Source organism: Bacillus sp. PK3-067 (assembly GCF_056738645.1).
Genome location: NZ_CP096490.1, coordinates 4041581 through 4067383 on the forward strand (window position 1 = coordinate 4041581; position 25803 = coordinate 4067383).

General features: G+C 34.7%; 28 protein-coding genes, 1 pseudogene and 1 riboswitch. Of the genes and pseudogenes, 8 read left to right on the forward strand and 21 right to left on the reverse strand.

Features of this window, described 5'->3' with window-relative positions; genetic code table 11:
• Positions 1-221 precede the first annotated feature (221 nt).
• On the forward strand, positions 222-422 hold the full coding sequence (locus tag M1D73_RS20645; RefSeq protein ID WP_000929280.1) for a hypothetical protein: 201 nt from the start codon (positions 222-224) through the stop codon (positions 420-422).
• A 122-nt stretch (positions 423-544) separates the two neighbouring features.
• Positions 545-1708, forward strand: a complete 1164-nt coding sequence (locus M1D73_RS20650; protein ID WP_000434578.1) for an aminotransferase A — start codon at positions 545-547, stop codon at positions 1706-1708.
• A gap of 13 nt (positions 1709-1721) precedes the next feature.
• Here the strand turns inward: M1D73_RS20650 and malR are convergent, their stop codons facing one another.
• The 4 genes from malR to M1D73_RS20670 form a co-directional block, all read right to left on the reverse strand.
• Complete coding sequence (gene malR, locus M1D73_RS20655; protein WP_000219053.1) at positions 1722-2744, reverse strand: maltose operon transcriptional repressor MalR; 1023 nt, start codon at positions 2742-2744, stop codon at positions 1722-1724.
• Between the two features lie 269 nt (positions 2745-3013).
• On the reverse strand, positions 3014-3856 hold the full coding sequence (gene malD / locus M1D73_RS20660; protein WP_001022608.1) for a maltosaccharide ABC transporter permease MalD: 843 nt from the start codon (positions 3854-3856) through the stop codon (positions 3014-3016).
• On the reverse strand, positions 3857-5158 hold the full coding sequence (gene malC / locus M1D73_RS20665; protein WP_001194993.1) for a maltosaccharide ABC transporter permease MalC: 1302 nt from the start codon (positions 5156-5158) through the stop codon (positions 3857-3859).
• Positions 5159-5234: 76 nt separating this feature from the next.
• Positions 5235-6494, reverse strand: a complete 1260-nt coding sequence (locus tag M1D73_RS20670) for an extracellular solute-binding protein (RefSeq protein WP_000709923.1) — start codon at positions 6492-6494, stop codon at positions 5235-5237.
• A 323-nt stretch (positions 6495-6817) separates the two neighbouring features.
• Between M1D73_RS20670 and M1D73_RS20675 the strand changes: the two genes are divergently transcribed.
• Positions 6818-8578 carry an alpha-glycosidase gene (locus M1D73_RS20675; RefSeq protein ID WP_078386113.1) on the forward strand — a complete coding sequence of 587 codons (1761 nt, stop codon included), beginning with the start codon at positions 6818-6820 and terminating at the stop codon, positions 8576-8578.
• A gap of 40 nt (positions 8579-8618) precedes the next feature.
• Here M1D73_RS20675 and malL read toward each other — a convergent pair whose 3' ends face one another.
• Complete coding sequence (gene malL, locus M1D73_RS20680) at positions 8619-10295, reverse strand: oligo-1,6-glucosidase (protein ID WP_078386112.1); 1677 nt, start codon at positions 10293-10295, stop codon at positions 8619-8621.
• Positions 10296-10556: 261 nt separating this feature from the next.
• On the opposite strand from malL, the gene M1D73_RS20685 reads away from it, so the two are divergent.
• Positions 10557-11657 carry an ABC transporter ATP-binding protein gene (locus tag M1D73_RS20685; protein WP_000818931.1) on the forward strand — a complete coding sequence of 367 codons (1101 nt, stop codon included), beginning with the start codon at positions 10557-10559 and terminating at the stop codon, positions 11655-11657.
• Positions 11658-11721: 64 nt separating this feature from the next.
• Here M1D73_RS20685 and M1D73_RS20690 read toward each other — a convergent pair whose 3' ends face one another.
• From M1D73_RS20690 to M1D73_RS20700, 3 genes are all read right to left on the reverse strand, one after another.
• Entirely contained in the window at positions 11722-12231 is a 510-nt protein-coding gene (locus M1D73_RS20690) for an SDR family NAD(P)-dependent oxidoreductase (protein WP_000218413.1), read from the reverse strand.
• Between the two features lie 71 nt (positions 12232-12302).
• Entirely contained in the window at positions 12303-12392 is a 90-nt protein-coding gene (locus tag M1D73_RS20695) for a hypothetical protein (RefSeq protein ID WP_000145638.1), read from the reverse strand.
• A gap of 215 nt (positions 12393-12607) precedes the next feature.
• The gene (locus tag M1D73_RS20700; protein WP_000769080.1) at positions 12608-13063 is read right to left on the reverse strand and encodes an RDD family protein; all 456 of its coding nucleotides are present in this window, start codon (positions 13061-13063) and stop codon (positions 12608-12610) included.
• A gap of 131 nt (positions 13064-13194) precedes the next feature.
• On the opposite strand from M1D73_RS20700, the gene M1D73_RS20705 reads away from it, so the two are divergent.
• Complete coding sequence (locus tag M1D73_RS20705) at positions 13195-13626, forward strand: DUF3997 domain-containing protein (RefSeq protein ID WP_000758789.1); 432 nt, start codon at positions 13195-13197, stop codon at positions 13624-13626.
• Positions 13627-13655: 29 nt separating this feature from the next.
• Here the strand turns inward: M1D73_RS20705 and M1D73_RS20710 are convergent, their stop codons facing one another.
• Both M1D73_RS20710 and M1D73_RS20715 read right to left on the reverse strand, forming a co-directional pair.
• The gene (locus M1D73_RS20710; protein WP_000973899.1) at positions 13656-14417 is read right to left on the reverse strand and encodes a hypothetical protein; all 762 of its coding nucleotides are present in this window, start codon (positions 14415-14417) and stop codon (positions 13656-13658) included.
• A 37-nt stretch (positions 14418-14454) separates the two neighbouring features.
• Positions 14455-15183, reverse strand: a complete 729-nt coding sequence (locus M1D73_RS20715; RefSeq protein ID WP_001116851.1) for a DUF4184 family protein — start codon at positions 15181-15183, stop codon at positions 14455-14457.
• Positions 15184-15398: 215 nt separating this feature from the next.
• Here M1D73_RS20715 and M1D73_RS20720 point away from each other — a divergent pair, with 215 nt between their 5' ends.
• Entirely contained in the window at positions 15399-16151 is a 753-nt protein-coding gene (locus M1D73_RS20720) for an AAA family ATPase (protein WP_000568006.1), read from the forward strand.
• A gap of 29 nt (positions 16152-16180) precedes the next feature.
• On the opposite strand, the gene M1D73_RS20725 is transcribed toward M1D73_RS20720, so the two are convergent.
• The 3 genes from M1D73_RS20725 to M1D73_RS20735 all read right to left on the reverse strand — a co-directional run bounded on the left by M1D73_RS20725 (position 16181) and on the right by M1D73_RS20735 (position 18346).
• The gene (locus M1D73_RS20725) at positions 16181-17356 is read right to left on the reverse strand and encodes an acetyl-CoA C-acetyltransferase (RefSeq protein WP_000552078.1); all 1176 of its coding nucleotides are present in this window, start codon (positions 17354-17356) and stop codon (positions 16181-16183) included.
• Positions 17357-17495: 139 nt separating this feature from the next.
• A complete protein-coding gene (locus M1D73_RS20730; RefSeq protein WP_121868063.1) occupies positions 17496-17945 on the reverse strand; it encodes an NUDIX hydrolase in 450 nt (149 codons plus the stop codon).
• Between the two features lie 107 nt (positions 17946-18052).
• Positions 18053-18346 (reverse strand): DUF3928 family protein, encoded by a 294-nt coding sequence (locus M1D73_RS20735; RefSeq protein ID WP_000288330.1) that lies wholly within the window; start codon positions 18344-18346, stop codon positions 18053-18055.
• Positions 18347-18521: 175 nt separating this feature from the next.
• Here M1D73_RS20735 and M1D73_RS20740 point away from each other — a divergent pair, with 175 nt between their 5' ends.
• A complete protein-coding gene (locus tag M1D73_RS20740; RefSeq protein WP_000371608.1) occupies positions 18522-19139 on the forward strand; it encodes an ImmA/IrrE family metallo-endopeptidase in 618 nt (205 codons plus the stop codon).
• Between the two features lie 15 nt (positions 19140-19154).
• Here the strand turns inward: M1D73_RS20740 and M1D73_RS20745 are convergent.
• The 4 genes and pseudogenes from M1D73_RS20745 to M1D73_RS20760 form a co-directional block, all read right to left on the reverse strand.
• Positions 19155-19298 (reverse strand): annotated as a pseudogene (locus M1D73_RS20745) (DNA-binding protein); the annotation flags it as partial.
• A 12-nt stretch (positions 19299-19310) separates the two neighbouring features.
• Entirely contained in the window at positions 19311-20072 is a 762-nt protein-coding gene (locus tag M1D73_RS20750; protein ID WP_048655576.1) for a DUF1129 domain-containing protein, read from the reverse strand.
• Positions 20073-20085: 13 nt separating this feature from the next.
• Positions 20086-20853 carry a DUF1129 domain-containing protein gene (locus tag M1D73_RS20755; RefSeq protein ID WP_000952886.1) on the reverse strand — a complete coding sequence of 256 codons (768 nt, stop codon included), beginning with the start codon at positions 20851-20853 and terminating at the stop codon, positions 20086-20088.
• A complete protein-coding gene (locus M1D73_RS20760) occupies positions 20853-21185 on the reverse strand; it encodes a PadR family transcriptional regulator (RefSeq protein WP_000107982.1) in 333 nt (110 codons plus the stop codon). The genes M1D73_RS20755 and M1D73_RS20760 overlap by 1 nt, the downstream gene beginning before the upstream one ends.
• A 164-nt stretch (positions 21186-21349) precedes the next feature.
• Here M1D73_RS20760 and M1D73_RS20765 point away from each other — a divergent pair, with 164 nt between their 5' ends.
• Positions 21350-22126: a 3-hydroxybutyrate dehydrogenase gene (locus M1D73_RS20765; protein ID WP_000258428.1), complete on the forward strand. Its 777-nt coding sequence runs from the start codon at positions 21350-21352 to the stop codon at positions 22124-22126.
• A 29-nt stretch (positions 22127-22155) separates the two neighbouring features.
• Here M1D73_RS20765 and M1D73_RS20770 read toward each other — a convergent pair whose 3' ends face one another.
• The 4 genes from M1D73_RS20770 to M1D73_RS20785 all read right to left on the reverse strand — a co-directional run bounded on the left by M1D73_RS20770 (position 22156) and on the right by M1D73_RS20785 (position 25791).
• Positions 22156-22317: a YvrJ family protein gene (locus M1D73_RS20770; protein ID WP_000393336.1), complete on the reverse strand. Its 162-nt coding sequence runs from the start codon at positions 22315-22317 to the stop codon at positions 22156-22158.
• 67 nt (positions 22318-22384) lie between these two features.
• Entirely contained in the window at positions 22385-23446 is a 1062-nt protein-coding gene (gene mtnA, locus M1D73_RS20775) for an S-methyl-5-thioribose-1-phosphate isomerase (protein WP_000104604.1), read from the reverse strand.
• Positions 23443-24624, reverse strand: coding sequence for an S-methyl-5-thioribose kinase (mtnK, locus tag M1D73_RS20780; protein WP_000542684.1), 1182 nt, complete (start codon positions 24622-24624; stop codon positions 23443-23445). Before mtnK ends, mtnA begins: the two co-directional genes overlap by 4 nt.
• 90 nt (positions 24625-24714) lie before the next feature.
• A riboswitch (SAM riboswitch) is annotated at positions 24715-24856 on the reverse strand.
• Between the two features lie 71 nt (positions 24857-24927).
• On the reverse strand, positions 24928-25791 hold the full coding sequence (locus tag M1D73_RS20785) for a carbon-nitrogen family hydrolase (RefSeq protein WP_002204714.1): 864 nt from the start codon (positions 25789-25791) through the stop codon (positions 24928-24930).
• Between the last annotated feature and the right edge of the window lie 12 nt (positions 25792-25803).

Genomic DNA, 25803 nt, shown 5'->3' on the forward strand with positions numbered 1-25803 from the left:
GTTAATTCTTTGTTAACAACTCATAATAATTGTTACAGATTTTCGAAATGATTGTAAACCCTGTACCAAATTTCCTTCGTGCAGTATACAATGAATACGGATTACAAAGAAAATATAAAAATACTTTTTTAGACGGACAACTATAGCAAAATACAGCATATAATCCATACTATCTATGTTTACAAATAAGTGATCATTACTTTAGTAGGAGGAAGATAAATATGGCGGGTACTACGCTTGTTTTAAAAGAAGAAAATTTGGTTGTTCTAGAAAATGTTGAAAAATCAGTATATGAAGAGTTACAGCATAAAGCGGGAGAAGAAAACTGCACATGTGCTGTGAACGAATCAGTTGTTCACCTTGGCAAGGTATCCTCTGTACTCTGGAATGAAGATGAAATAGATTGGGAATACGGATATTAAAAAGTCGCTTATAGCGGCTTTTTTTCTCTTTTCTCTCTCTTTCTAAATAACATATACAAAGCGTAATCATAGAAAATATGATAAAATGAACTTAATTTTCAAACGGAAGAAAGGGAGATACAATGGAACAATTCATTAACCCTAGAGTGAAGGATATCCAAATTTCTGGAATCCGTCAATTCTCTAACATGATTCAAAACTATGATAATTTGATTTCTTTAACAATTGGACAACCCGATTTCCCTACACCTTCTCTCGTGAAAGAAGCGGCAAAACGGGCTATTACAGAAAACTATACAAGCTATACACATAACGCTGGTTTACTAGAATTACGTAAGGCAGCTTGTAACTTCGTAAAAGATAACTACGATTTACATTACTCACCTGAAAACGAAACCATCGTTACAATCGGTGCTAGCGAAGCAATTGATGTTGCATTCCGAACGATTTTAGAGCCAGGAACAGAAGTAATTTTACCTGCTCCTATTTATCCAGGTTACGAACCCATTATTCGATTATGCGGTGCAACGCCTATTTTTGTAGATGTTCGTGAAACTGGATTTCGTTTAACAGCTGAAGCGCTTAAAAATGCTATTACAGAAAAAACAAGATGTATCGTACTACCGTATCCTTCTAATCCAACTGGTGTAACTTTATCAACAGAAGAGCTAAAAGATATTGTAGATGTTTTAAAAGATAAAAATATTTTCGTCCTTTCAGATGAAATTTATAGCGAGCTTGTATATGAACAAAAGCATACATCTATCGCTCATTTCCCAGAAATGCGTGAAAAGACAATTGTCATTAACGGTTTATCTAAATCACATTCTATGACTGGCTGGCGTGTTGGACTTTTATTTGCACCAAGCTATTTAGCAGGACACATATTAAAAGTTCATCAATACAATGTAACGTGTGCTACTTCAATCGCTCAATACGCTGCAATTGAAGCATTAACAGCAGCTAAAGACGCACCAAAAATGATGCGCCACCAATATAAAAAACGCCGTGATTACGTATATAATAGACTCACTCAAATGGGATTAACAGTTGAAAAGCCAACAGGTGCATTTTACTTATTCCCATATGTTGGTCATTTGACATCTTCATCATTTGATTTTGCACTTGATCTTGTCAAAGAAGCGGGACTAGCTGTAGTTCCTGGAACAGCATTCTCTGAATACGGTGAAGGCTACCTTCGCTTGTCCTATGCGTATAGTATCGAAACTTTAAAAGAAGGCTGCGACCGATTAGAAGCCTTTCTAATGAAAAAAGCTAAGAGTTAAACTCTTAGCTTTTTTATGCATAATGATCACAAGTTTGACGTTTTAGTAATTTATGAGGAATAATGATACACTTTGCAGTGGATTCTGCATTCTCTACTTTATCAACTAAAGCTTTTGCCGCCTCATATCCTAGCTGATAAATATTCACATCAACTGTCGAAAGTGGAGGGCTCGCAATTTCCGATAATAAAGCATTATTAAAGCTTACAATAGAAACATCTTTCGGTACAACAAATCCTTTTTTAGAAAGAGCACTTAACACACCAAGTCCAATTAAGTCATCCGTTGCCATAATTGCCGTTGGCGGTTGCTGCAGTCCCATTAATTCCTCAACAGCTTGTTGACCACTTTCCCTCGAAAAATCAAAATGTAAAATATATTCTTTTGGTAATACAATGTCTGCTAATTTCAAGGCATCACTCATACCAGCTAAACGATCTCTCGTTACAAGTAAATCTGATCCACCACCAATGAACGCGATTTGTTTATGCCCTAATGAAATTAAATATTCTGCCACTTCTCTTGCAGCTGTATAATTGTCATTATCTACATATGTAATTTCATCTTTTCGATCATATGGTTTTCCTATTAAAACAAACGGGAAATTTTGTTCATGTAAATATTGAATAATCCGATCATTCTCCCTTGAATATAAAAGAATAATGCCACCAATTTGGCGTCCTTGTACCATCTTTACGACACCATTAAAAATTTCTTCTTCCGTTTCACCTGTCGACATGTAAAGCGCATAACCTTCTACGTGTGCAAATGAACTAATCCCTCTTATAACTTCTGGGAAAAATGGATTTTGAAAAGCTTTACTTGCAGAACTTGGCATAACAAGACCAAGTGTTTTCGTCGTTTGGTTCGCAAGATTTCTCGCATTTAAATTGGGATGATACCCTAATTCACTCATCACTTTCCTAACACGGCGCTTTGTCTTTTCACTTATACTTGGATTATCAGCAATTACACGAGAAACTGTTGATGGTGCAACATTCGCTTGCTTCGCCACATCTTTAATTGTAACTGTCATAAAAATCCCCCTCCTCTCATTTCTCTGCCATTTTTCATATATTTTATCTCGCACTCATTGCAAGTCATAAACTTTCATTTCTTATATCTTGCAAAACTAATCCTATTCTCCCTCTTCATGTATTGTAAGGGATATAGCTATTTTTTCCTATACTATAATATACTATTTATTTCACTTCTTTTCACATGTGATGTCAAATCTCTTTTCATCTCCCTATAAACTTATTTATAGGGAGATGAAAAGAAAAATGGGACGTAATGTCCCATTTTTCATCCTTTTGTACCTCCAGCTGTTAAACCAGAAATAAAGTATTTTTGTAGTGATAGGAATAAAATTGAAATTGGGATCGCAATTAACACAGAACCCGCTGCAAACGTTGTAAATTCATTACCGAATTTCTTCGCAACCATTTCATATAATCCAACTGCTAAAGTATAATTTTCTGGTGTTCGCAAAATAATACTCGCTAAAATGAAATCTGTAAATGGACCAATGAAAGTAAATAACGCTACAACCGCTACGATTGGCTTTGCAAGTGGCATAATGATTTGCCAAAAAATACGAAAATGCCCTGCTCCATCCATTCGAGCTGATTCATCTAGTTCTTTCGGAATCGTATCAAAATACCCTTTCATAAGCCATGTATTCATCGGAATAGCCCCGCCTACATAAATTAAAATTAATGCAAGGTGTGTATCAATTAATCCTGTTAATTGGGCTAATACGTATAAAGCAATTAACGCTGCAAAGTTTGGAATCATTTGCAGAATTAAAAATGTTAATAAACCATTTTTTCTTCCAACAAAACGATATCTCGAAAATGCATAAGCAGTAAAGCTAATTGCTAACACTGAGAAAATCATCGTTAAAACACTTACTTTTAATGTGTTTTTATACCATAGTAAGTAATTACTATTCTCTAGATCTAATAACTTACGATAATGATCTAACGTTGCATTTTGTGGAATAATACTTGATCCAGATAAACTATCACCCGGATTAAACGATGAGCCAATAATCCATAATAACGGATAGAAAATGATGGCACACATTACGAAAATAACTAAATAACTTAATGAGAGACGTAACATCTTCTGTCTTTTAATATTCATTTACATCATATCCTCTTCTTGGAATGATTTTGTTCTCTTAAATTGCCATAACGCAACTGTAATAACGATTAACGATAATATCATTGTAAGAGCTGCTGCTTTTCCGTACTGCGCTGAAGTCATCGTTAACTTATAAATCCATGAAATTAAAATATCCGTTCCACCTGCGTCTTGTCCAGCTACAGCAGGACCTCCACCGTTAAATAGATAGATGATACTAAAGTTATTAAAGTTAAACGTATATTGCGTAATTAATATTGGTGCTGTTGCATATAACACAAGTGGCAATGTAATTTTACGAAACTGTTGCCAAGCTGTCGCTCCATCTACTGTAGCCGCTTCATATAATTCTCCCGGAATCGATTGCAGTATACCCGTTGTCATCGCAAAGATAAACGGGAACCCAAGCCACGTTTGAATCATAATTAAAGCAATCTTCGCCCAAAATGGATCTGTCATCCAAGCAATTTTTTCAATTCCGAATAAAGCTAATACTTGATTGTTAATCGCTCCGAATGTTTCATTAAACATACCAGAGAAAACAAGAATAGATACGAATGCTGGAACCGCCCACGGTAAAATGAAGATTGTTCGAATAATTGCCTTTCCTTTAATACCGGGCTGATTTACGATAATCGCTAAGAAAATACCAAGCGCAACTTGTAATGTTGTTGCAACGAATGTCCAAATGACAGTCCAAGAGAATACACTTACAAATGTCTCTCTCCACATCGGTAAAGTGAAAATATCAATAAAGTTTTTAAAGCCCACCCAATCTACTAATTTTGCTGGAGGAGAATGATATAAATCATAGTTTGTAAATCCAATTAAAATTACGAAGATGATTGGAAATACGACAACAAAGATAAGTAGTAGAAAACCTGGTGAAACCATTAAATAAGGAAAACCTTGATCTAACAAATTACGGTATTGCTCTTTTACAGAATTTAACGGTGTTCCGATATCACGTTTCTTTCCATTTTGGTATGCATCGTATAAGTTAAATGCATATATGCCGAGCCCAAAAGCGATAACGATAAGGGCCAAGATTCCTTCTACTAATAGAAAGACAGAATGGTCACGTGGAACTTCTGTACCAAGCGTTACAATACCCCATAATCCCATATTTAATAAATCAGCAAAGGCTACAATAAATGAACCTGTTAATACTAGAAAAATAAGACCTTTTACAAATTGTTTATTATACATTTGGCCCACGCCTGGAATGATTGATAACATGGTTGCCATTTTTCTATGCTTTGAATGGTTTAACCCATTTGCTGGTTCCATAGATGTTTGCATGTTCCTTCCCCCTTTTTTCTTCCTACATGGAAGGGAGAGAATTCGTGCCTCTCATATTCGAGGCACGAATTTCACCTTATTTTTTCTTGTTATGATTTGCCTCAATATTACCTTTAATTTGTTTCACTGCACTATCAAGCGCCGCTTTTGGTGCCTCTTTATCTGTAACAACTAATTGAAGCGCATCTCCAGCTGGTTTCCAAACTTCTTGCATTTCTGGAATGTTTGGCATTGGAATTCCATTTTCAGATTGCGTTGCAACTGCTTTTGCAGCTTCGTTATCTTTAATAATTGGATCTTCCATTACTGATTTTACTGGAGGAATTTCTTTTGTTTTCTCAAATCGAATTTTTGCGTTTTCTTCATTTGTTACCCACTCAGTGAATTTTGTAGCTAAATCATTTTGTTTAGAGAAACTTGTTACATGCCATCCTTTAACCCCAACAAACGTTTTCATTGGTTGACCATTTGGTAATTTCGGCATTGGAGCAACGCCATAATCAATCCCGTTCTTTTCCATTGCTTGGAACGCCCATGGGCCATTCATGATAGAAGCTGCTTTTCCTTCATTGAATAGTCCATCAGCAGCAGGCCCACCTGATTCACCGATAATACCTTTTGGGAATAATTTTTCCTTGTACCATTTTTGAAGATATTCAGCACCTTGTACTGCTCCGCTATTATTTAATCCAACATCACTTGCATTTGGCTTTCCATCTTTTTCACCAAATACATAACCGCCCATACCTGCCATGAATGCATTAGCAAAGTAGAAGTTATCTCCTAATGCTAAAAATCCGTACTTGCCATCTTTCGTAAATTCTTTTGAGAAGTTAAACAGCTCGTCCATCGTTTCTGGCGCTTTTGGCATTAGTTTTTTATTGTAAATAAAGACTGGTGTCTCAATTGCTTTTGGTAAACCATATAATTTTCCATTATATGTCTGTGCTTCTATTGATGAATTAGTAAATTTACTCTTTACAGCATCATCTGCTTTCACTTCAGAAAGTAAACCTTCTGTTACTGCATTTCCGATTTGATCGTGTGGCAATGTTACAACATCTGGTCCAGTCCCCGCTGGTCCATCAAGGCGTAACTTCTTCACTTGATCTGTCATTTGCATTTCAACAACTTTTACTTTTACTTTATATTTTTCCTCAAAGCTTTTCACTGCTGGTTCTAAACCAACACCTTTTTTATCATCTTCCCAAACAAGAAGATCATAGTCTTTTTTCGCTTTACTTTCCTCTTTTTTCCCTGAATCTTTCGGTCCACATGCAGATAACATACCAATAGATAATGCTGAAACCGTTAATAATGATAATGCTTTCTTCATCCCAAAAACCTCCCTAAATTGTCTATGTACCTCAGTAACTGAAAACGTTTGCATTTAATAGTTTAATTGAAGCGCAAACAATATCTCAATCTATGAAAACGTTTGCGCTATTTGTCTATCATTATACATTCTTTTATTCATTTTGCAAATATTAATTTAAAAATTATGTCATTATACTCTTTATACATTGACTTTATATGAAATGAATACTACTCTTATAAGCAATATTAAAGCTACGAGAAAGGCAATCGTTTGCAATATAGGCTTTATTATTACACTTAAGGGAATACTATGTATAGAGATATTGAAGGGGGATTTTCTATATGTTTAAAGAAGCTATTTATCATAGGCCGAAAGATAATTATGCATACGCTTATGATGAACAAACAATTCACATCCGAGTACGTACTAAGAGAGATGATATTCAAAGCGCCAATCTTATTTACGGTGATCCTTACGAATGGAAAGACGGGAAATGGATATCAGCAAGTACACCCATGAAAAAAACAGGTTCTACTGCATTATTTGATTATTGGTCCATTTCAATCGAACCAAAATTTAAGCGCTTACGTTATGGGTTTGAATTAAAATCTGAAACAGACACTCTTATTTATGCAGAGCGAGGATTCTTTTCTAGCATTCCAAATGATGATGTTGGTAACTTTTTCTGTTTTCCATTTATTCATGCAGATGATGTATTCAAAGCACCATCTTGGATTAAAGACACCATTTGGTATCAGATTTTCCCTGAGCGATTCGCTAATGGCGATAGTACGCTGAATCCAGAAAACACCCTTCCTTGGGGAAGTGCGAATCCAACTCCAACTAATTTTTTCGGCGGAGATTTTTCTGGTGTTATTCAAAACCTTGATTACCTTGTTAAGCTTGGCATTTCCGGAATATATTTCACACCTATTTTCAAAGCTCATTCAAACCATAAATATGACACAATTGACTATATGGAAATTGACCCACAATTTGGGACGAAAGAAACTTTTAAAGAGCTCGTTGAAGAATGTCATAAGCACGGTATAAAAGTAATGCTCGATGCTGTGTTTAATCATAGTGGATACTTTTTCGAGAAATTTCAAGACGTACTAGAGAATGGTGAGAAGTCCGCATATAAAGAGTGGTTCCACATTCATGAATTTCCGATTATAACCGAACCACTTCCAAATTATGATACTTTCGCCTTTACACCGTATATGCCTAAATTAAATACAGCTCATCCAGATGTAAAAGAATACTTACTTGAAGTAGGACGTTATTGGGTACGAGAATTCAATATAGATGGCTGGCGCCTTGATGTCGCCAATGAAGTCGATCACAACTTTTGGAGAGAATTCCGAACTGAAATAAAGACACTAAATCCTGAAGTATATATTTTGGGAGAAATTTGGCACGATGCCCTTCCGTGGCTACAAGGCGATCAATTTGATGCTGTCATGAGCTATCCTGTTACAAACGCTCTACTTTCTTACTTTGCTAACGATTCCATTAAAGCAAGTGAATTCATGAAGCAAATTACAGAATCTCTACATTCCTACTCTATGAATGTAAATGAAGCAGCATTTCATTTATTAGATAGCCATGATACTCCAAGAATTTTAACAACATGCAACGGAGATAAAAATAAGTTGAAATTGCTCTATGTATTCCATCTTTCTTTCATCGGCTCTCCTTGTATTTATTACGGAGATGAAATTGGTATGGATGGCGGCATGGACCCTGATTGCCGTAAATGTATGATTTGGGATACTAAAGAACAAGATCATGCATTATTTACCCATATACAAACATTGATTTTATTACGGAAACAACATAAAGCATTTGGAGGACATGGTACTTTTCAATTCATCGAAGCAAATGATGAACATAATTATATTTCTTATACGAAAACATATGAGGATGAAACTATCTTTTTCGTTTTAAACCCTACTAATAGTGAAGTTACAGTTTCACTCCCTCTTCATGTTACTGGTAAGAAAATAATTAACATTTATACAAACGAAGAATTTTCAGCAGAAGCAAGTGTATTACAAGTTACACTTCCTCCATATGGATTCTCCATATTAAAATGGTAACCCAAAAAATCCTTATGCCAAGGTGGCATAAGGATTTTTCTTATTTCAATTTGAATACCATCGCTTCATACGGACGTAATGTAATGTTATCTATCGATCCAATTTCTACATCGTAATTGTGTATAAATAACTCTGATTCACTATAACTAATATCCTTAGGCATTTCAAATACACTTTCATCCGCAGTAAAGTTTGCAATGACAAGTAGTTTTTCATCTCCATATGTTCTTACATAAGCAAAAATAGAAGGGTCATTATTTAATATTAAATCATATGATCCATACACAACTATTTCATTATTTTTGCGTAGTTCAATTAATTTCTTATAGTAATAAAAAATTGAACCTTCATCTTGGATTGCTTGTTTCACATTAATCTCTTTATAGTTAGGATTTACAGTAATCCAAGGTTCACCTTTTGTAAATCCAGCGTGATCCTGATCATTCCACTGCATCGGAGTTCTAGCATTATCACGACCCTTTATATAAATAGATTCCATTACTTTTTCTATATCTTCACCATGGTCTATCACTTTTTCTTTATACATATTTAACGTTTCAATATCTCGATATTCATCAATTGACTCAAATCGGACGTTCGTCATTCCGATTTCCTCTCCTTGATAAATATATGGCGTTCCTTTCATCATATGAAGAACTGTCGCTAACATTTTTGCTGATTCAATGCGATACATTCCATCATTACCAAAACGAGATACAACGCGAGGCTGATCATGATTATTCCAATAAAGGCTATTCCATCCGGTATGCTCTAATGCTTTTTGCCACTTTGTTAAATTCTCTTTTAAAGTAAGAAGTGAGCATGGTTTTACATCCCACTTTCCACCTTCTCCTGAATCTAAATCCATATGTTCAAATTGGAATACCATTTGCAATTCTTTTCGTTCTTCTCCAGTATACAATTTCGCTTCTTCTGTCGTTACACCAGGCATTTCACCAACCGTCATAATATCATAATGCGATAATACTTCCTCATTCATTTCATGTAAATATTTATGAATGTTTGGACCGTTCATAAAATGCTTATGACCTGAAACATACCCCTCTTCTTCTGTTTCAACAGCTGGTAATCCCTCTTCTTTAGAAATAAAATTAATAACATCCATACGGAAACCATCAATTCCTTTTTCTAACCAAAACTTCATCATTTCATAAACATCTTGTCTTACCTTTTCATTATCCCAATTTAAATCTGGCTGTTTTTTAGAAAACAGATGTAAATAATATTCATCTGTCATTTCATCATACTGCCATGCTGATCCACTAAACGCTGCTCCCCAGTTGTTCGGTTCTTTTCCTTCTTTTCCAGGGCGCCATATATAGTAATCTCTATATTTATTATCTTTTGATTTACGTGATTCAATAAACCAATTATGTTCATCAGATGTATGATTAACAACTAAATCCATCATCAATTTCATATTACGTTCATGCATTTCATGTAATAGCTCATCCCAATCTTCCATTGTTCCGAACTCGTTCATAATTTTACAATAATCGCTTATATCATAACCATTATCATCATTTGGAGATTCATAGACTGGTGATAACCAAATCACATCAATCCCTAACTCTTTTAAGTAATCTAGCTTTGAAATAATCCCTTGAAGATCTCCTATACCATCATCATTACTATCCATAAAGCTACGAGGATAAATTTGATATACTACACTTTCTTTCCACCATTGTTTTTCCATTATGCTACCCCATTTCATTCATCATTCATTTTTCTCTTTTTTAAGGCGCAAACGTTTTCATTAATGAATGATAACAGATTCTATCTCAATTTAAAATAGCGCTTACAATTTTTATTGTCTTTTTCTAAGAAAACATATGAAAACCACTAATAAATCTCCAATAAATGAAAACGTTTTATTTTTTTATTTATTTTTTGAATCTATTCGTTTATAATGAACTCAAAGAAAACGTTTGCATAATTATTTCTAGGGGGAAATACCATGGCAGAACTTAAATTAGAAAACATTTATAAAATATATGATAATAACGTAACAGCTGTAACTGATTTTAATTTACACATTCAAGATAAAGAATTTATTGTATTTGTCGGTCCTTCTGGATGCGGAAAATCTACAACATTACGAATGGTAGCTGGACTTGAAGATATTTCAAAAGGCGAGTTTTCAATTGATGGTAAACTAATGAATGATGTTCCTCCAAAAGATCGAGATATCGCTATGGTATTCCAAAACTACGCTCTTTATCCACATATGAGTGTATATGATAATATGGCATTTGGATTAAAACTTCGAAAAATACCAAAAGATGAAATCGATCGTCGCGTGAAAGATGCAGCAAAAATTTTAGGACTTGAACAATATTTAGATAGAAAACCGAAAGCATTATCAGGTGGACAGCGCCAACGTGTTGCGTTAGGTAGAGCAATCGTTCGAGATGCAAAAGTTTTCTTAATGGATGAACCATTATCAAACTTAGATGCTAAACTCCGTGTTGCAATGCGCTCAGAAATTTCTAAGCTACATCATCGTCTTGGAACAACAACAATTTATGTAACACATGATCAAACAGAAGCAATGACTATGGCTTCGCGTCTTGTCGTTATGAAGGATGGAAAAATCCAACAAATTGGAACTCCAAAAGAAGTATATGAAACACCAGAAAACATCTTCGTGGGTGGATTTATCGGCTCACCAGCTATGAACTTCTTCCGTGGTAAATTGACTGAAACCGATTTCGTTATAGACAATACTATAAAAATTAAAGTATCTGAAGGAAAAATGAAGATGCTACGTGAACAAGGCTATGTAAATAAGGAAATTGTTTTAGGTATTCGTCCAGAGGACATTCATGATGAACTACTATTTTTAGAAGCTTCACAATCTACTGCCTTCACAACAAAAATTGAAGTCGCTGAGTTATTAGGTGCTGAATCCATTTTATATATGAAACTTGGGAATCAAGATTTTGCGGCACGTGTAGATGCAAGACATACGTTTTCACCTGGTGACCAAATTAAATTAGCATTTGATATGAATAAAGCGCATTTCTTTGATAACCAAACTGAACAACGTATTCGCTAAAAAATTTATCTTTACTATACACATATAAAAAACCGTCCACATATATTGAGGGCGGTTTTCATTATTATACTAGGGCTTCTACTGTATGAAATGATTGTCCTTTCGTGCCAATAATACCGAAAATCGGTAAATCACTAAGCACCACTTCTTCTTGCTGTTTCATAAAAGATGACGTTAATTGTTTTATCTCTATCCAAACGTCATTAATACAAAGTACATTGGAATCGTTCTCTTGTTGGCGAGAAAAAATAGAATCTATTTTATATAAACCAGCATTTTGAAAAAGCATGTCAATGCGACTGAATGCATTCAAAGTAATGCTAATAACGCGTTGCCAATCTCCTTGCTTTTCCATATCATAGAATACAAAAAGGGCTTCTCCGCCTAGATTCGTAATTTCCTCCACTGTTGCTTGTCCACTCTCTTGATCAATGTCCGTCACAATAACTTTTGCGCCTTGTTTAGCCAACAAAAGAGCTGTATTACGTCCAATACCGATGCCACCGCCAGTTACGATAGCAACTTTTCCTGCAAGCTTCATTTTCATTACCCCTTCTATAAGTCTTACCGTCATTCAGTATACTCCTTTATGAGATTATTCTGCAAGCAAGAAAAATTGCCATTCAATTTGTAAACGTTTACTTTTTATCCTTCTTTTTTCTTACTCTTACGCTGATCAAGAACTAGACCGATAAAAATGAGAATGCCCCAAAAAATTATGCTACCTCCTGTCATCTCAACTTCCCCCTTATTATATAAAGTAAAACTTTAATCAGCCCCAAATGGTGAGATAAAGATATTATTTTTAATCATTATACCATTATCTTAATTTTCAATCTATTATAAATAGAAATGACACATTTTAGTTTTTCCTTACTGTAAATATTCACAATATACTTATAAAATAAAAAAAGACCCTTTTATATATAAAAGGGTCTTTTTTTATTTTATTATACAAGACTTATTATTTTCGTCTTTGTAATTAAGTCCTGAAAACCGCAATTGTCTTTGCGGAACAACATCATATATACGTTACATATTAATGGAATTCCTAATAGCAATACGTTCGGTAATAACACTACAAAAAATCTTATAATTAATGTTTGCAACGTTAGCTTTTCACTCTTCAATGAAATTAATTTTATTCTCGTTACCTTTTTGCCAAGTGTAACACCGTTCCAAATAAAGGGTAATACAATAAAATATATCGCCATTAATATGAAAACTACTGCGAAATCATATCTAAAATCACCTAAGCTTATATTAAAGCGCTTAAACATAGCACTATAGTTTCCGGTCATAATAGCTACTACTGCACCATACATAACCGAGATTAAAAACATGTCAATTAGGGAAGCACCTATGCGATTCATTACAAGCGCTGGACGATGCATCTTTAACTTCATTTTATGTCGACTCCTTCATATCCTTCTTTACCCGTCTCATCGTACCACTTCTAAAAAACATTGTAAACTAGCGTTTCTCTTACTTTTCTTGTACAATTTGTTACAATAGCATTATAAAGGAGGTTCCCATATTGAAAAAATGGATAATCCTATTCGTCGCCTTCCTATTAACTGGTTGTGCAGGAAACACAAGTCACTTAACTTATACGGTTAACGATGAATACGAACTCATACGTACTTCTGGAAATGCATTTGAACTTTTCCCCTCGCAAGATGCTGTATATGCCACACAATACATCCCTGCAAAAATTACAGACATTGCTTGGGATGATAAATACATTATTGCAAAACAAACTGAGGAAAAATCAGATCCAAATAACCCTGACGCAGCAATTGCGAATAAAAAAAGTGAACATTATTGGATTATTGATGTAAAGCACAATAAACGTTTCGGTCCCTACAATGAAAAGCAATTTAATGAACAAAAAGATGCGTTTAAAATTAAGGTGCCTTTTCAAAATGTAGATTCATACATAAAAGAAATAAAAAAACAGTCAGCATAATATTTGTATGCTGACTGTTTTGTCTTACATTATTTTAGTGAGATGTTAAACGTTTGTGGCTCTTTTACAACATCTTGTGTTTCTGAATCTCCTGCAAGTAAATCATCAGTTGTAAACTGAATATCCTTTACCTTGTCTTTTCCATCGTCAAGTATTAAACCAATAATACCATCTCTTATTTCACCAGGCTTATAGTCTTCTCTTGATACATTTTTTGTACCAACTAACGTATCTTCGTCATATAAAAAGTTTTGAGTGGCTACTTTAAAATGTTGCTTACCATTAATCATAACATCATTCATAGAGAAAAATTGCATATTTTTATTTCCGCTATTCTCCACTTTATATGTAATCTCAACGTAACGAATTGTATTACTAATCTCTGTTCCACTTAGCGATGCATATAATTCTGCATCTTCTTGGCTTACTTTATCCCCTAATCTACGTTTTACTTCTTCAGGAGTTAGTGCCGTGTATACTTTCAATGTATTTTTTGCCTTTTCACTCATTTGTGATAAAGAGATTACTTTCACATCTTGTACGTGAATTTTCATTGGCGCTACTTCAAATGTTTGATTCACAGAATGCATCTGCTCTAACTTGAAAGTACCCCATCCTGTTTCTTTCACTTTTTGTCCTACTTTTTTCAGCTCACGCCCACCATATTCTTTCGTTTCAGGAATAGATTCTTTCTTCTTCGGTTCAGCTTTCTTTTCTTCTTGATGGAAGCAACCACTTAACATAAGAAGAAAACTACATAAAACAAAAATACTTTTCCATGCTTTCATCATTTCATTTCTCCTAACGCTATCATTCATGAATATACAATTAGTCCCTTGCTTTGTAAACTATAGAAACAATGACAATTCCACAAAATGAACTTGTCAGTCCAGATACTATTATACCTCCAATTTGGAAAATATGAAAATAGGGGTCTAGGAACGCATGCACGATAAATATAAAAGCTGTCACAATGATTATCGAAACCCAATACTTTCTTTTTTCTAAAGCTACAATCATATCTTTCCCTGTTTCATCTTTATACTTCCATAGTACGTATAATAGCAATAATAAGCCAACACATGTACTCCCATGTTGCATATATTTATACAATGGAATACTGTGTAATTCAATTTGTAACAATGCTATTTTCATAACGAAATAGCCTGTATTATGAGTAAATGCATCCAAAACGACATGCGTGAGCATACCGAATAATGCAGAATAGCAAAATACAAAGAATTCTTTCCAGGTATGTAGCCCCCACCTCTCATCTATTGCATATGAATAATAACCAGCAAACGGTTTAGGCAAATGCGTTATAAACGGCTTTTTTAAAATGTAATGATATATGTATGCGATTAGAAATACAAGCGGTAAATTTAAATATAAGAACCCAAGCCATGTATGGCCAATAACACCATAGGGTCTAAAGTGCAAAAAATATTCAAAGTCAGGCGCCATACTACCTAATATAAGAGCCGTTACTGAAATATGTTTAGAGTGCTTTTTCGCAAAAGGAAGAACTGCTGCTGGATGTGCAAATGTAAACGGCATACTTTAACTCCTTCTCACATTTTCAATAGAATACCATATATCATAACGAGAGAATGAATCTTCATGCAATATTTATTTTCACATTGGAATATGATAGTTTAAATGATATAATCCACATAAAATATTCAGAAAACAAGAAGGGATTCAGGTGTCATTAACACTTGTATTTGCTGCCTTTTTAAATTCAAAATCCGTTATGAATTGAGGTTTATATATTGATTGACGTACCCTTTTTACAAAATGTCACATTAAAAAAAGAAAATATCCCTAGTTTTTCCGCATATCCTTACTGCTTACCCGCTATTCGAACATTACAATCACTAGATTTCCATCCAAATGTAACATTCATTATTGGAGAAAACGGAACAGGTAAATCAACATTACTTGAAGGAATTGCAATTGCGTTAGGTTTTAATGCAGAAGGTGGAACGAAGAACTTCCGCTTTAGCACAAACGATTCCCATTCATCTTTACATGAATACCTTCGAATTTCAAAAAGTTTCAATACACCAAACGACGGTTTCTTTCTTCGCGCTGAATCATTTTATAACGTTGCTTCTTATATTGATGAAATAGATGCTGATAGAGAAGCACGTGGGAATCCGGTTATCAACTCTTATGGTGGTATCTCACTACACAAACAATCACACGGTGAATCATTCTTCTCATTATTTATGAACCGTTTTTCAGGACAAGGTTTATACATTTTAGATGAGCCTGAGGCAGCTTTATCACCAATGAGACAACTTTCCATGCTCATTCGAATGCACGAACTAGCTGAACAAGGTTCACAATTTGTTATCGCGACGCATTCTCCTATTTTAATGGCTTATCCTGAATCCACTATATATTCTTTAACACAAGAGGGAATTCACGAATCCACATTAGAAGAAACTGAGCATTACCAAACGACGAAACTTTTCTTTGAAAATCGCGATCGATTATTCCATCATCTATTTGAGTCGTAAAAAAAGAAGCAGCAATAGCTGCTTCTTTTTTATAGTGCTTCTATAAATAAGGCAACCCCGATACCGCCACCGACGCATAAAGAGGCAATTCCTTTTTCTAACCCACGTCTTTTTAATTCGTGAATTAAACTTACTGTAATACGAGCCCCTGTACAACCAATTGGATGCCCAAGTCCTACGCCACTACCGTTTACGTTCACTTTTTCACGGTCTAAGCCTAACTCTTTCTCTACAGCTAAATATTGAGCCGCGAAAGCTTCATTAATTTCAAGTAAATCTGCATCTTCCAATGACCAATCTACTTTTTCTAAACCTTTACGAATTGCTGGTGCTGGTCCAATACCCATAATTTTTGGATCTACTCCAGCTACTGAATATCCAACAATTCTAGCTAACGGTTGTAAACCTTTTTCTTTCGCTTTTTCTTCGCTCATTAATACTAGAACTGCACTCCCGTCATTAAGGCCAGATGCATTTCCAGCAGTCACTGATCCATCTTTACGGAACGCCGGCTTCAATCCAGCTAATTTTTCAGCTGTAATATCTGCACGTGGATGTTCATCCTTCGAAAATACAACTTCTTTTCTACGCTCTTTTATTGTAATAGGAACAATTTGATCGTCAAAGTATCCAGACTCGATTGCCTTCAGTGCCAATGTATGACTGCGAAGAGCAACCTCATCTTGTTCCTCTCTTGTAATTTCATATTGTTCAACTAAATTTTCCGCTGTTTCACCCATCATAATATGGTGAATCGGATCTTCTAACACTTCCCACACCGTATCACGAATTTCTCCGTGCTGTAGACGTTGTCCCCAGCGGTGCTGTTTCAATGCATAAGGGCTCGAACTCATCGCTTCTACCCCACCTGCAACAACAACATCACTTACACCTAATTGGATTTGCATTGCAGCTGACATAATTGCTTGCATACCTGAAGAACATTGACGTTGGATTGTATATCCCGTAACTGTGTCAGGAAATCCTGCCGCTAATGCAGCTGTTCTCGCCGTATTTGCTTCATCAGTTCTTTGAATACAATGACCTAAAATTACTTCATCAACTTCATGTGGTTCTACCCCGCCTCGTTTTACAGCTTCCTGAAGTACAGGAACAGCTAATTCTACTGGCGTTACATTTTTTAGCGCTCCTCCAAAAGTTCCAATTGGCGAACGAACTGCAGCTGTAATAACAACATTATGCATTTTGCACTTGCCCCTCTCTTATGTACCCTAGTCAGTTTTTAGGTGAAATTCCATAAGATGTATATCTATAACTATCATACTATAAACATACTAAAAAATCAAAATATTTAATATAATAAAAATAGAAGGAATTAACCTTCTATTCTGTCAGCGCATATAAAAACTTTTGTAAAATTTTCTCTGTCGTTTCATTCAATTTTGGCAACTTATCTACTGGAAAATATTGAAGTTTTAACCCTTCATGATCGAGCTTTAATTCCCCGCTCACATAATGTGCCTGATACAGATGAATAACATTGAAAATTTCATCGCCATTCGGATAACGGAAATATACTTCTTTTCCTGATAGAACACCAAGAAATTGCATTATTTTTGCAGTTAACCCCGTTTCCTCAAATAACTCTCTACGTGCAGTTTCTTCTGTCGTTTCGCCCAGTTCCATCGCCCCACCAGGTACACCCCAATCATATGTATCTGAACGATATTGAAGCAATACTTCTTGATTATCGTTTAATATAATAATTGCTGATCCTACGAGAATAAGCGGCCTTGTACCAACGACTTTTCGTAACTCTTCAATATACCCCATATGTAAATTCCCCTTTCCCTAACCTCCCTTATCATAACAAAATTTTGCTCTTTTTGTTCATGTAATTTTAAAGAAAAAAAGAAGCTTTCGCCTCCTTTTTTTCACCTTTATTTCTTAAAACTTTCATATTTTACAGCTTCAAAAGCTTCCTCAATTTCATCATTACGATAATGGACATATGTAAAACGCCCCAATTCTACTAATCTTGCTATTTCCTGTAACGCTTTATGCTGCTCATATGTTTCTTTCAGCTTAATATGTACATAAAACTTCATTAACGGATGTTCATATAAAGGTTCTCCCACCTCTACATATACATCTTCCACCCCTTGTACAACTCTTACATAACTTGCAAATTGATAAAGAGCTTCTCTGTCTGAAACGATTTTTAATGTATACATATATTCTCCCCCTTTTCTTTACTATATCAAAAAGATGATCACACTACGTTATAGAACTATGAAATTTTTTCGACTTGTCATCTATATATTCAATAAAGAAGGCGTTTATCCATACATGACATCTTTTCCCCACATATATTATAGGAAGAACTTTTTTTCAGTTGAGGTGTTCCTTATGGATCCATACGTCAATATATGTATTTGTATTACTCCCGGCGCCGATATTTCTGATGACCGAATCGCAAAAGATTTAGCTGTTGCAGAATCAATTTGGCACCCCATTACATTTCAAATTCAAGAAGTAATTGTATTAAATGAACTTTTCCGTTTTTTTGACCGTGAAATCAGTTATAAAAATTCCATTCAAAGTCAAGAAAAGCTGGCATCCTTTTTCCAAACATGTGTAAATGAAGCTCCTGAATGCGACCTTTATATTTGTTATATTGGCAGTGATTATTTCAAAGAAACAGCAGTAATTGCCTGCGCTTACTCTTTAGCAAAACAGCAACAACTTACCGGATATATCGTTTTAACAAACTCGGCTGCTCCTATGAAAAATATATATACGCTCGCTCACGAAATCGGTCATATTTTATTTACAAGACGTGTTCACGGAAAACTTACTCACGCAGATCCTCATTCCCCAACTGGCTCGGAGCACCATCCTTCTCCAACCAATCTTATGTATCCGATAGTCCCGCGCCCTGAAAATGTTCCTATTCAGTCTCTATTGACGAACGAACAAAAAACACTCTCTTTACAAAGCTCTTTATTGCAAAGAAAAAAACAGTAACCCTCATGTTACTGTTTAAAACAACTTATTCCAATCAACAAAACAAATCCCGGCTGCTAGAAATAAAAATAGACAACTAAAGGTAAATGTAATCCCTCTAAAAATCCCTATATAATATTTCTTTGGAAATAATTTTTGGTATATCCAGAGCAGCCGCTTTTTATTGAATTTCTAGTTCACACTTTTTCTTTCTTCAATTTTTAAAGACCATCTCATTAATCCATATATACTTCCATACATAAGTAATATCTTTGCAATTCCCCAAAATACATTTCTTTCTTCTAAGTCTTTAAATAAGAACATAATCGCAAGAGGAACAATTAGTACCAAAACACCCATCCAACCAAGAACATATACTTCACCAATAAGAAGTAATAAAAATATACTTACTGCTAATATATATGTCTGCATTGTCGACAATTGTAAAATTGGCGTCCCATACCATTTATTCATAAACATTAATAACACTAATAATAAAATAGGTATCATTACTATTACATAAATAATTCCAAACTCTACTAATTTACTTTTAAAAGAAGACATTCTAAACGCAAAAACCGTTCCAATAATTGTAATAATTAAAACGATAGGATAACCAATTACCTGTACATTTGTTAACGTAAATTGTTGATTCGGATTTCCAAATAAAATATTGGTTAGTAACCAATACCCACCTATCCCAATAATCATTCCTAAAACACTCTTTATACTTCCGCCTTTATCCTTCTCCATCTCTTTCGCTAATTCTTCCGCATACTCTTTTGGCGAATCACCAAATATATTACTTACCGTTTTTCCTTCTTTCTCACCTTCAATTAAATGAAGTTCTGCATCTTCTAAAAAAGCGTCAACATCTTCCTCTTTAATTCCTTTTGTTATTAAATATACTTTCGTATCGATTAAGAACTTTTCTCCTTCTTTAGAAATCTGCATTATAGCCCCTCCCTTATTTAACCATTTCTCTTCTATTCGCCTTCATCATAATTTCAACAAAAATTAAAATAAATAAACTTCCGTATAAACATATAATTTGAAATAACATTGGAACAAGGTCTTCCGTTGTAAATGTTTTAAACACTAACATAATTGAAAGTGGAATGATTAAATATAAGTTTTTAAACCATCCTTCAAAATATATATTTATAGCTACTGTGATGATAAAAATCCCACCAGCCACTATATAACTTTGCACTTCGGTGAATGTGAGCATTTTTGTCGGATATATCACGTCTAATATCGTAACAGCTCCTAATAAAAACATTGGAGCGATCATAACTAAAGACCACATAGAAAACCATGTTTTTGTAAAACTTGTGACGAAGGCCATTTTGCGAAGTAGAAAATTAGGACCTATAACAACTAAAATCAATGAAAAACTATAACCGATACACTGAATAAGTGAAATCTGTAACATTCCATGATTCACTATTAAGATAGAAGCAATAATCCAAAACGATACGATATTCATTACTGTAAAACCAATTTGCTTCCACGTTTCCTGTCTATCTCTTTCCATTACTTTGACAAGTTCATTTGCATATTCTTTCGGTGAGCTTCCGAAAATATCTTCTACACTTTTCCCATCACTCTCACCCTCAATTAAATGGAGTTCCGCATCTTCTATAAAATTTTCAATATCGCTTTCTTTCACACTCTTTGCCGTCAAAAATAATCTCATATCTAACAAAAACTTTCGCGCTTCACTTGATAGCATTATTTTCTCCTTCCCTTCCCTTCAAGTAGACGTTCTACACTACTTTGCATCGTTTCCCAGCGATCCATAAATTCATCAAGTGCTTCCTCGCCTTTTTCTGTTAATGTATAATATTTTCTCTTTGGACCAGATGGAGATTCCTTCATTACGCTTGTTATTAGTCCTTCTTTTTGCATTCGTATTAATAACGGATAAATACTTCCCTCACTCGCCATTGTAAAACCATACTTCGCTAGCTTTTCACTCATTTCATAACCGTATATTTCGCCTTCAGAAATAATAGCAAGTAAGCATCCTTCTAAAATCCCTTTCAGCATTTGACTTGTCGACATAATTCAAATCCTCCTACTACCTTGCTTTACAAAATAGTATAGCAAAGACTATTTTGCAAAACAAGATAGCTAACGATATTTTTCTAAATGTTTGCAGGAATTTCATTATAGCTTCTCTAAATAGAGCACTATGAAAACTTTATTATGAAGGGATGTTTTTCATCATGGTTACAAATCGAGTTGTCTTTTTAACAGGTGCTGCAAGTGGCATTGGTTATGAAATGGGAAAGGCTTTTGCAAAAGAAGGTGCAAAAGTTGTGATTACCGATCGGCTTGAAGAACGTGCAAAAGAAGCTGCTGAACAATTACAAAATGAAGGTTTTCAAGCTATCGGTTTAAAATGTGACGTTACATCTGAAGAGGAAATTACAGCAGCAATTTCTCAAACAGTTGATCATTTCGGTTCATTACATATATTAATTAACAACGCAGGAATGCAACACGTTTCACCCATTGAAGACTTTCCAACTGAAAAGTTCGAGCTACTAATTCAAATTATGCAAATTGCTCCGTTTATTGCAATTAAGCATGCCTTTCCGATTATGAAACAACAAAAATATGGTCGTATTATTAATGTCGCTTCTATTAACGGCCTTGTCGGGTTTGCTGGAAAAGCTGCCTACAATAGTGCAAAACATGGCGTAATTGGATTAACAAAAGTTGCCGCTTTAGAAGGTGCTACGCATGGTATTACTGTTAATGCCCTTTGCCCTGGTTATGTTGATACCCCCCTTGTACGTAATCAACTACAAGACTTAGCTACTACACGAAATGTACCACTTGAAAATGTTTTAGAAGATGTTATTTATCCACTCGTTCCACAAAAGCGCTTATTACAAGTACAAGAAATTGCAGATTATGCGATGTTTTTAGCGAGTGAAAAAGCTAAAGGTATAACTGGTCAAGCTGTCGTTATCGATGGTGGTTATACCGCTCAATAAAAATAAAGTTTGCTCAAGAAGAGCAAACTTTATTTTTTATCCCGAGGATCTTCGTACTTTAGTAATTGCCGCGGGAGCTTCTCAATTGCAACAATTACCCCCTCTAATTTACTTTCAATACGGTGGAGTAAATATAATGTTACAACAATCGGAAACCCTACATTACCTATCATCTTGATCCACTCTTCCACCCTCTTCCCCTCCTTTCATTATATAAGTAAGAGAAAACACTGCATTTAGGCATAAAAAAACAAGCTATTATGTATTAGCTTGTTTTTCAAATAATGATGCAATTTCTCGTTTATAATCCCCGCGTATAATACCTTTCTCAGTAATAATTCCTGTAATTAATTCATTCGGCGTTATGTCAAATGCTGGATTATAAACATCCGTTCCAATTGGTGCTACTTGTTTTCCAAAGATTTTCGTAACTTCTGTTTCATCTCTTTCTTCAATAATAATTTCGGCTCCAGTTTCTTTCGTAACATCAAATGTTGACAGTGGCGCAGCAACGTAAAATGGGATATTAAAGTACTTTGCTAAAATAGCTAAATTCATTGTCCCTATTTTATTGGCTGTATCTCCATTTGCGACAATTCGATCCGCCCCCACAATAATTGCGTTTATTTCTTTCGTTTGAATAGCATGAGCTGCAGTATTATCTGTTATAAGGGTCACATCAATATTTGCTTGCTTCAATTCCCACGTCGTTAAGCGACCACCTTGTAAAACTGGTCTCGTTTCACACGCATATGCATGTAAACGCACACCTTTCTCTTTTCCAATATAAAAGGGAGCTAATGCAGTTCCATATCTGGCAGTTGCGATACTTCCAGCGTTACAGATTGTTAAAATATTATCGCCATCTTTAAAACATGTTAACGCATATTCCCCAATATTTCGACACACCTCTTCATCTTCCTGTTGAATGCGAAGCGCTTCTTCTTCTAATATTTTTTGTGCTTCTTTTATTGTAGTAATCTCTCGAATAGATTCTCTCATACGATCAATTGCCCAAAATAAATTTACTGCCGTTGGGCGTGATGTCCCTAAATAGTTACAGTCTCTATTAAACTTCTTTTGAAATTCTTCGATATGTAAAGTATTATATTTTTTCGCTGCAAGCGCCAAGCCAAATGCAGCTACAATTCCAATTGCAGGCGCTCCGCGTACTTCTAACATTATGATACTTTTCCAAACCTCTTCAATAGTCGTTAATGTTTTGTATTCTGTGCTATGTGGCAATTTCGTTTGATTTAATACCGCAATTGCATCCCCTTTCCAACTTACAGATCTCGGAACAGTAACGATTGTACTCATGCTTTTACACCCCTTGAAACTGTCTGTTGAAATAATGTTCGAAACAGTTGAATATCAGCACTTTTAGATTCATATTTTATTAGTTCTTTTCCTAAGGATAGCGCTTGTTTCTTAGCTTGAATTCTTGTTTCTTTATTTTCTATTTCATCTAAATCTGCTACATGAGCTAAACCAATTGTTCTACGAATTAGTTCACATCCGGCAAATCCAACAGCATCAGTAAAGATATTTTGCAAAATAATTGGTAACCATTGTTTTTCTTTCGTATATGCTTCTACACCTTCTCCAATCCATAACTTTGTAAAAGTCTCTACAAAATAACTCCACGTCTTTTCTATATGGAAAAATAGTACACTTCTCTTTTCTTCTTCTCTAGATAACGCATTTAATAATAGATTTGCAATAAATTGACCTATGTCAAACCCAAATGGGCCATATGCCGCAAATTCTGGATCAATCACTTTCGTTTCAGAAGGTGACGAAAAAATACTACCAGTATGTAAATCACCATGAATAAGAGTTTCTTTTCTTGTTAAGAACTTATATTTATATTGTGCTACTTTTAGTTTTAAAGTTTTATCACTCCAAAGTTCATCAACCACGAGCTGTAAATCTCGCTCATAATCATTTGTATCATAATGCCCAAAAGGATCTGTAAACACTAAATCCTCTGTAATTTTACAAAGGTCCGGATTTACAAAGGTACCTTCTAGTACCCTTTTCTCTTTTGACTGTAAACCAAAATCTGAAGTGTAAAATAAAACATGTGCTAGAAAACGACCAATATGCTGGGATAAAAGCGGATATTCTTCTCCGTCTATTAATCCTTTTCTTGTAATTGTTAGTCTTGATAAGTCTTCTATTACCGTTATCGCTAACTCTTCGTCATGACTGTACACTACTGGAACATAATCCGGTACATACTGCGCAAAAATTTGTAATGCCTTGCTTTCAATCGTTGCTCTTTTTATAGACAATGGCCAGCTTTCACCAACTACTTTCGCATAAGGCAGTGCTTGTTTTATTATAATGGATTTCTCTCCATCATCTAATTTAAACACGTAATTTAAGTTTCCATCTCCAATTTCATGACAAATGACATTTGCCTTCTCTTCAAAATAGCCATGATCTTTCGCATATTGTACAGCTGTTATTTCTGTTAATGAATAATATCCCATCTTCTTCTCCCCCTTTTTAAATTCAGAGGTTTTTCTAACATAGAAAAACCTCTTTCCACTAAGAAAGAGGTTTGAAGTTTATCTTCTCCCCTCTTATCTGCCAGAAAGTTTTACTTTCTGCTGGAATTAGCACCGTGCCTTTTGGCGTAATAAACGCCCCATTTCACAATGGTATTACGGTCGGTTGCTGGGCTTCATCGGGCCAAATCCCTCCACCTGCTCTTGATAAGAGTTGTATAATTTTTTGAATTTTTAACTTTATGTTGAAGACTATACCAAGAATAAAAATCACTTGTCAACATTTTATTTGTATAATTCTGGACGGCGATCCGCAAAAACTGGAATTCCTTTACGTACTTCTTTAATTTTCTCGAATTCAAGCTCTCCAAATAAAATTGATTCCTCTTCATTCGCCTCTACTACAACTTCACCCCAAGGATCCACAATTAAAGAATGACCTGCAAACACATTATTCGGATCCTTCCCTGCTCTATTACACGCAACAACATAACACTGATTTTCAACTGCTCTTGCTTGCAATAGCAAACGCCAATGTGCTAAACGAACTAATGGCCATTCAGCTACAACAAATAATACTTTTGCCCCTTTAGCAGTATGAACACGCATCCACTCTGGAAAACGAATATCATAACAAATTGTTCCAGCGCATTCAACATCATCTAGCTTAAATTCGCCCGTACCATTACCAGCTATTAAATATTTATGTTCATCCATAAGCTGAAATAAATGTACTTTACTATATTCGTTGACTAACTGTCCTTCATTATTTACAACATACATCGTATTTGTAACGCCTTGCTCTGTTTGCTTTGCGATGGACCCACCAACAATATGTACATCATATCGCTTCGCCCATTCTATTAACTTTTCTTTCGTTTCCACTCCATCCCTATCTGCAATTTCAGAAAGTCTCGTTAAATCATATCCTGTTGTCCATAGTTCTGGTAAGACGATAACATCTGGCCTTTCCTTCATAGCTTCACTTATTTTATTTTTAGCATTCTCAATATTTTTTTCTACATCTCCAAAAACAATATCCATTTGAATACATGCGACTTTCATTTTTTCAGCCCCATTCTTATTTTTCTCTTTACAAAATACTGGAAAGATTATATCATTTGTCACTAGAATTGTAACAACTTTCAAAAGAGGTGGAAA

Coding starts and splice junctions, on each gene's coding strand:
- malL (WP_078386112.1), bottom strand. CDS start 10,295: ATGGAAAAACAATGGTGGAAAGAAAGTGTAGTATATCAAATTTATCCT.
- malC (WP_001194993.1), bottom strand. CDS start 5,158: ATGCAAACATCTATGGAACCAGCAAATGGGTTAAACCATTCAAAGCAT.
- mtnK (WP_000542684.1), bottom strand. CDS start 24,624: ATGGGATATTATTCATTAACAGAAATAACAGCTGTACAATATGCGAAA.
- M1D73_RS20740 (WP_000371608.1), top strand. CDS start 18,522: ATGGATCCATACGTCAATATATGTATTTGTATTACTCCCGGCGCCGAT.
- M1D73_RS20730 (WP_121868063.1), bottom strand. CDS start 17,945: ATGGGGTATATTGAAGAGTTACGAAAAGTCGTTGGTACAAGGCCGCTT.
- M1D73_RS20715 (WP_001116851.1), bottom strand. CDS start 15,183: ATGCCGTTTACATTTGCACATCCAGCAGCAGTTCTTCCTTTTGCGAAA.
- M1D73_RS20670 (WP_000709923.1), bottom strand. CDS start 6,494: ATGAAGAAAGCATTATCATTATTAACGGTTTCAGCATTATCTATTGGT.
- M1D73_RS20690 (WP_000218413.1), bottom strand. CDS start 12,231: ATGACGGTAAGACTTATAGAAGGGGTAATGAAAATGAAGCTTGCAGGA.
- malD (WP_001022608.1), bottom strand. CDS start 3,856: ATGAATATTAAAAGACAGAAGATGTTACGTCTCTCATTAAGTTATTTA.
- M1D73_RS20675 (WP_078386113.1), top strand. CDS start 6,818: ATGTTTAAAGAAGCTATTTATCATAGGCCGAAAGATAATTATGCATAC.
- M1D73_RS20750 (WP_048655576.1), bottom strand. CDS start 20,072: ATGCAGATTTCTAAAGAAGGAGAAAAGTTCTTAATCGATACGAAAGTA.
- M1D73_RS20650 (WP_000434578.1), top strand. CDS start 545: ATGGAACAATTCATTAACCCTAGAGTGAAGGATATCCAAATTTCTGGA.
- mtnA (WP_000104604.1), bottom strand. CDS start 23,446: ATGAGTACAATCGTTACTGTTCCGAGATCTGTAAGTTGGAAAGGGGAT.
- M1D73_RS20760 (WP_000107982.1), bottom strand. CDS start 21,185: ATGTCGACAAGTCAAATGCTGAAAGGGATTTTAGAAGGATGCTTACTT.
- M1D73_RS20645 (WP_000929280.1), top strand. CDS start 222: ATGGCGGGTACTACGCTTGTTTTAAAAGAAGAAAATTTGGTTGTTCTA.
- M1D73_RS20710 (WP_000973899.1), bottom strand. CDS start 14,417: ATGATGAAAGCATGGAAAAGTATTTTTGTTTTATGTAGTTTTCTTCTT.
- malR (WP_000219053.1), bottom strand. CDS start 2,744: ATGACAGTTACAATTAAAGATGTGGCGAAGCAAGCGAATGTTGCACCA.
- M1D73_RS20700 (WP_000769080.1), bottom strand. CDS start 13,063: ATGAAGTTAAAGATGCATCGTCCAGCGCTTGTAATGAATCGCATAGGT.
- M1D73_RS20725 (WP_000552078.1), bottom strand. CDS start 17,356: ATGCATAATGTTGTTATTACAGCTGCAGTTCGTTCGCCAATTGGAACT.
- M1D73_RS20755 (WP_000952886.1), bottom strand. CDS start 20,853: ATGCTATCAAGTGAAGCGCGAAAGTTTTTGTTAGATATGAGATTATTT.
- M1D73_RS20735 (WP_000288330.1), bottom strand. CDS start 18,346: ATGTATACATTAAAAATCGTTTCAGACAGAGAAGCTCTTTATCAATTT.
- M1D73_RS20685 (WP_000818931.1), top strand. CDS start 10,557: ATGGCAGAACTTAAATTAGAAAACATTTATAAAATATATGATAATAAC.
- M1D73_RS20695 (WP_000145638.1), bottom strand. CDS start 12,392: ATGACAGGAGGTAGCATAATTTTTTGGGGCATTCTCATTTTTATCGGT.
- M1D73_RS20765 (WP_000258428.1), top strand. CDS start 21,350: ATGGTTACAAATCGAGTTGTCTTTTTAACAGGTGCTGCAAGTGGCATT.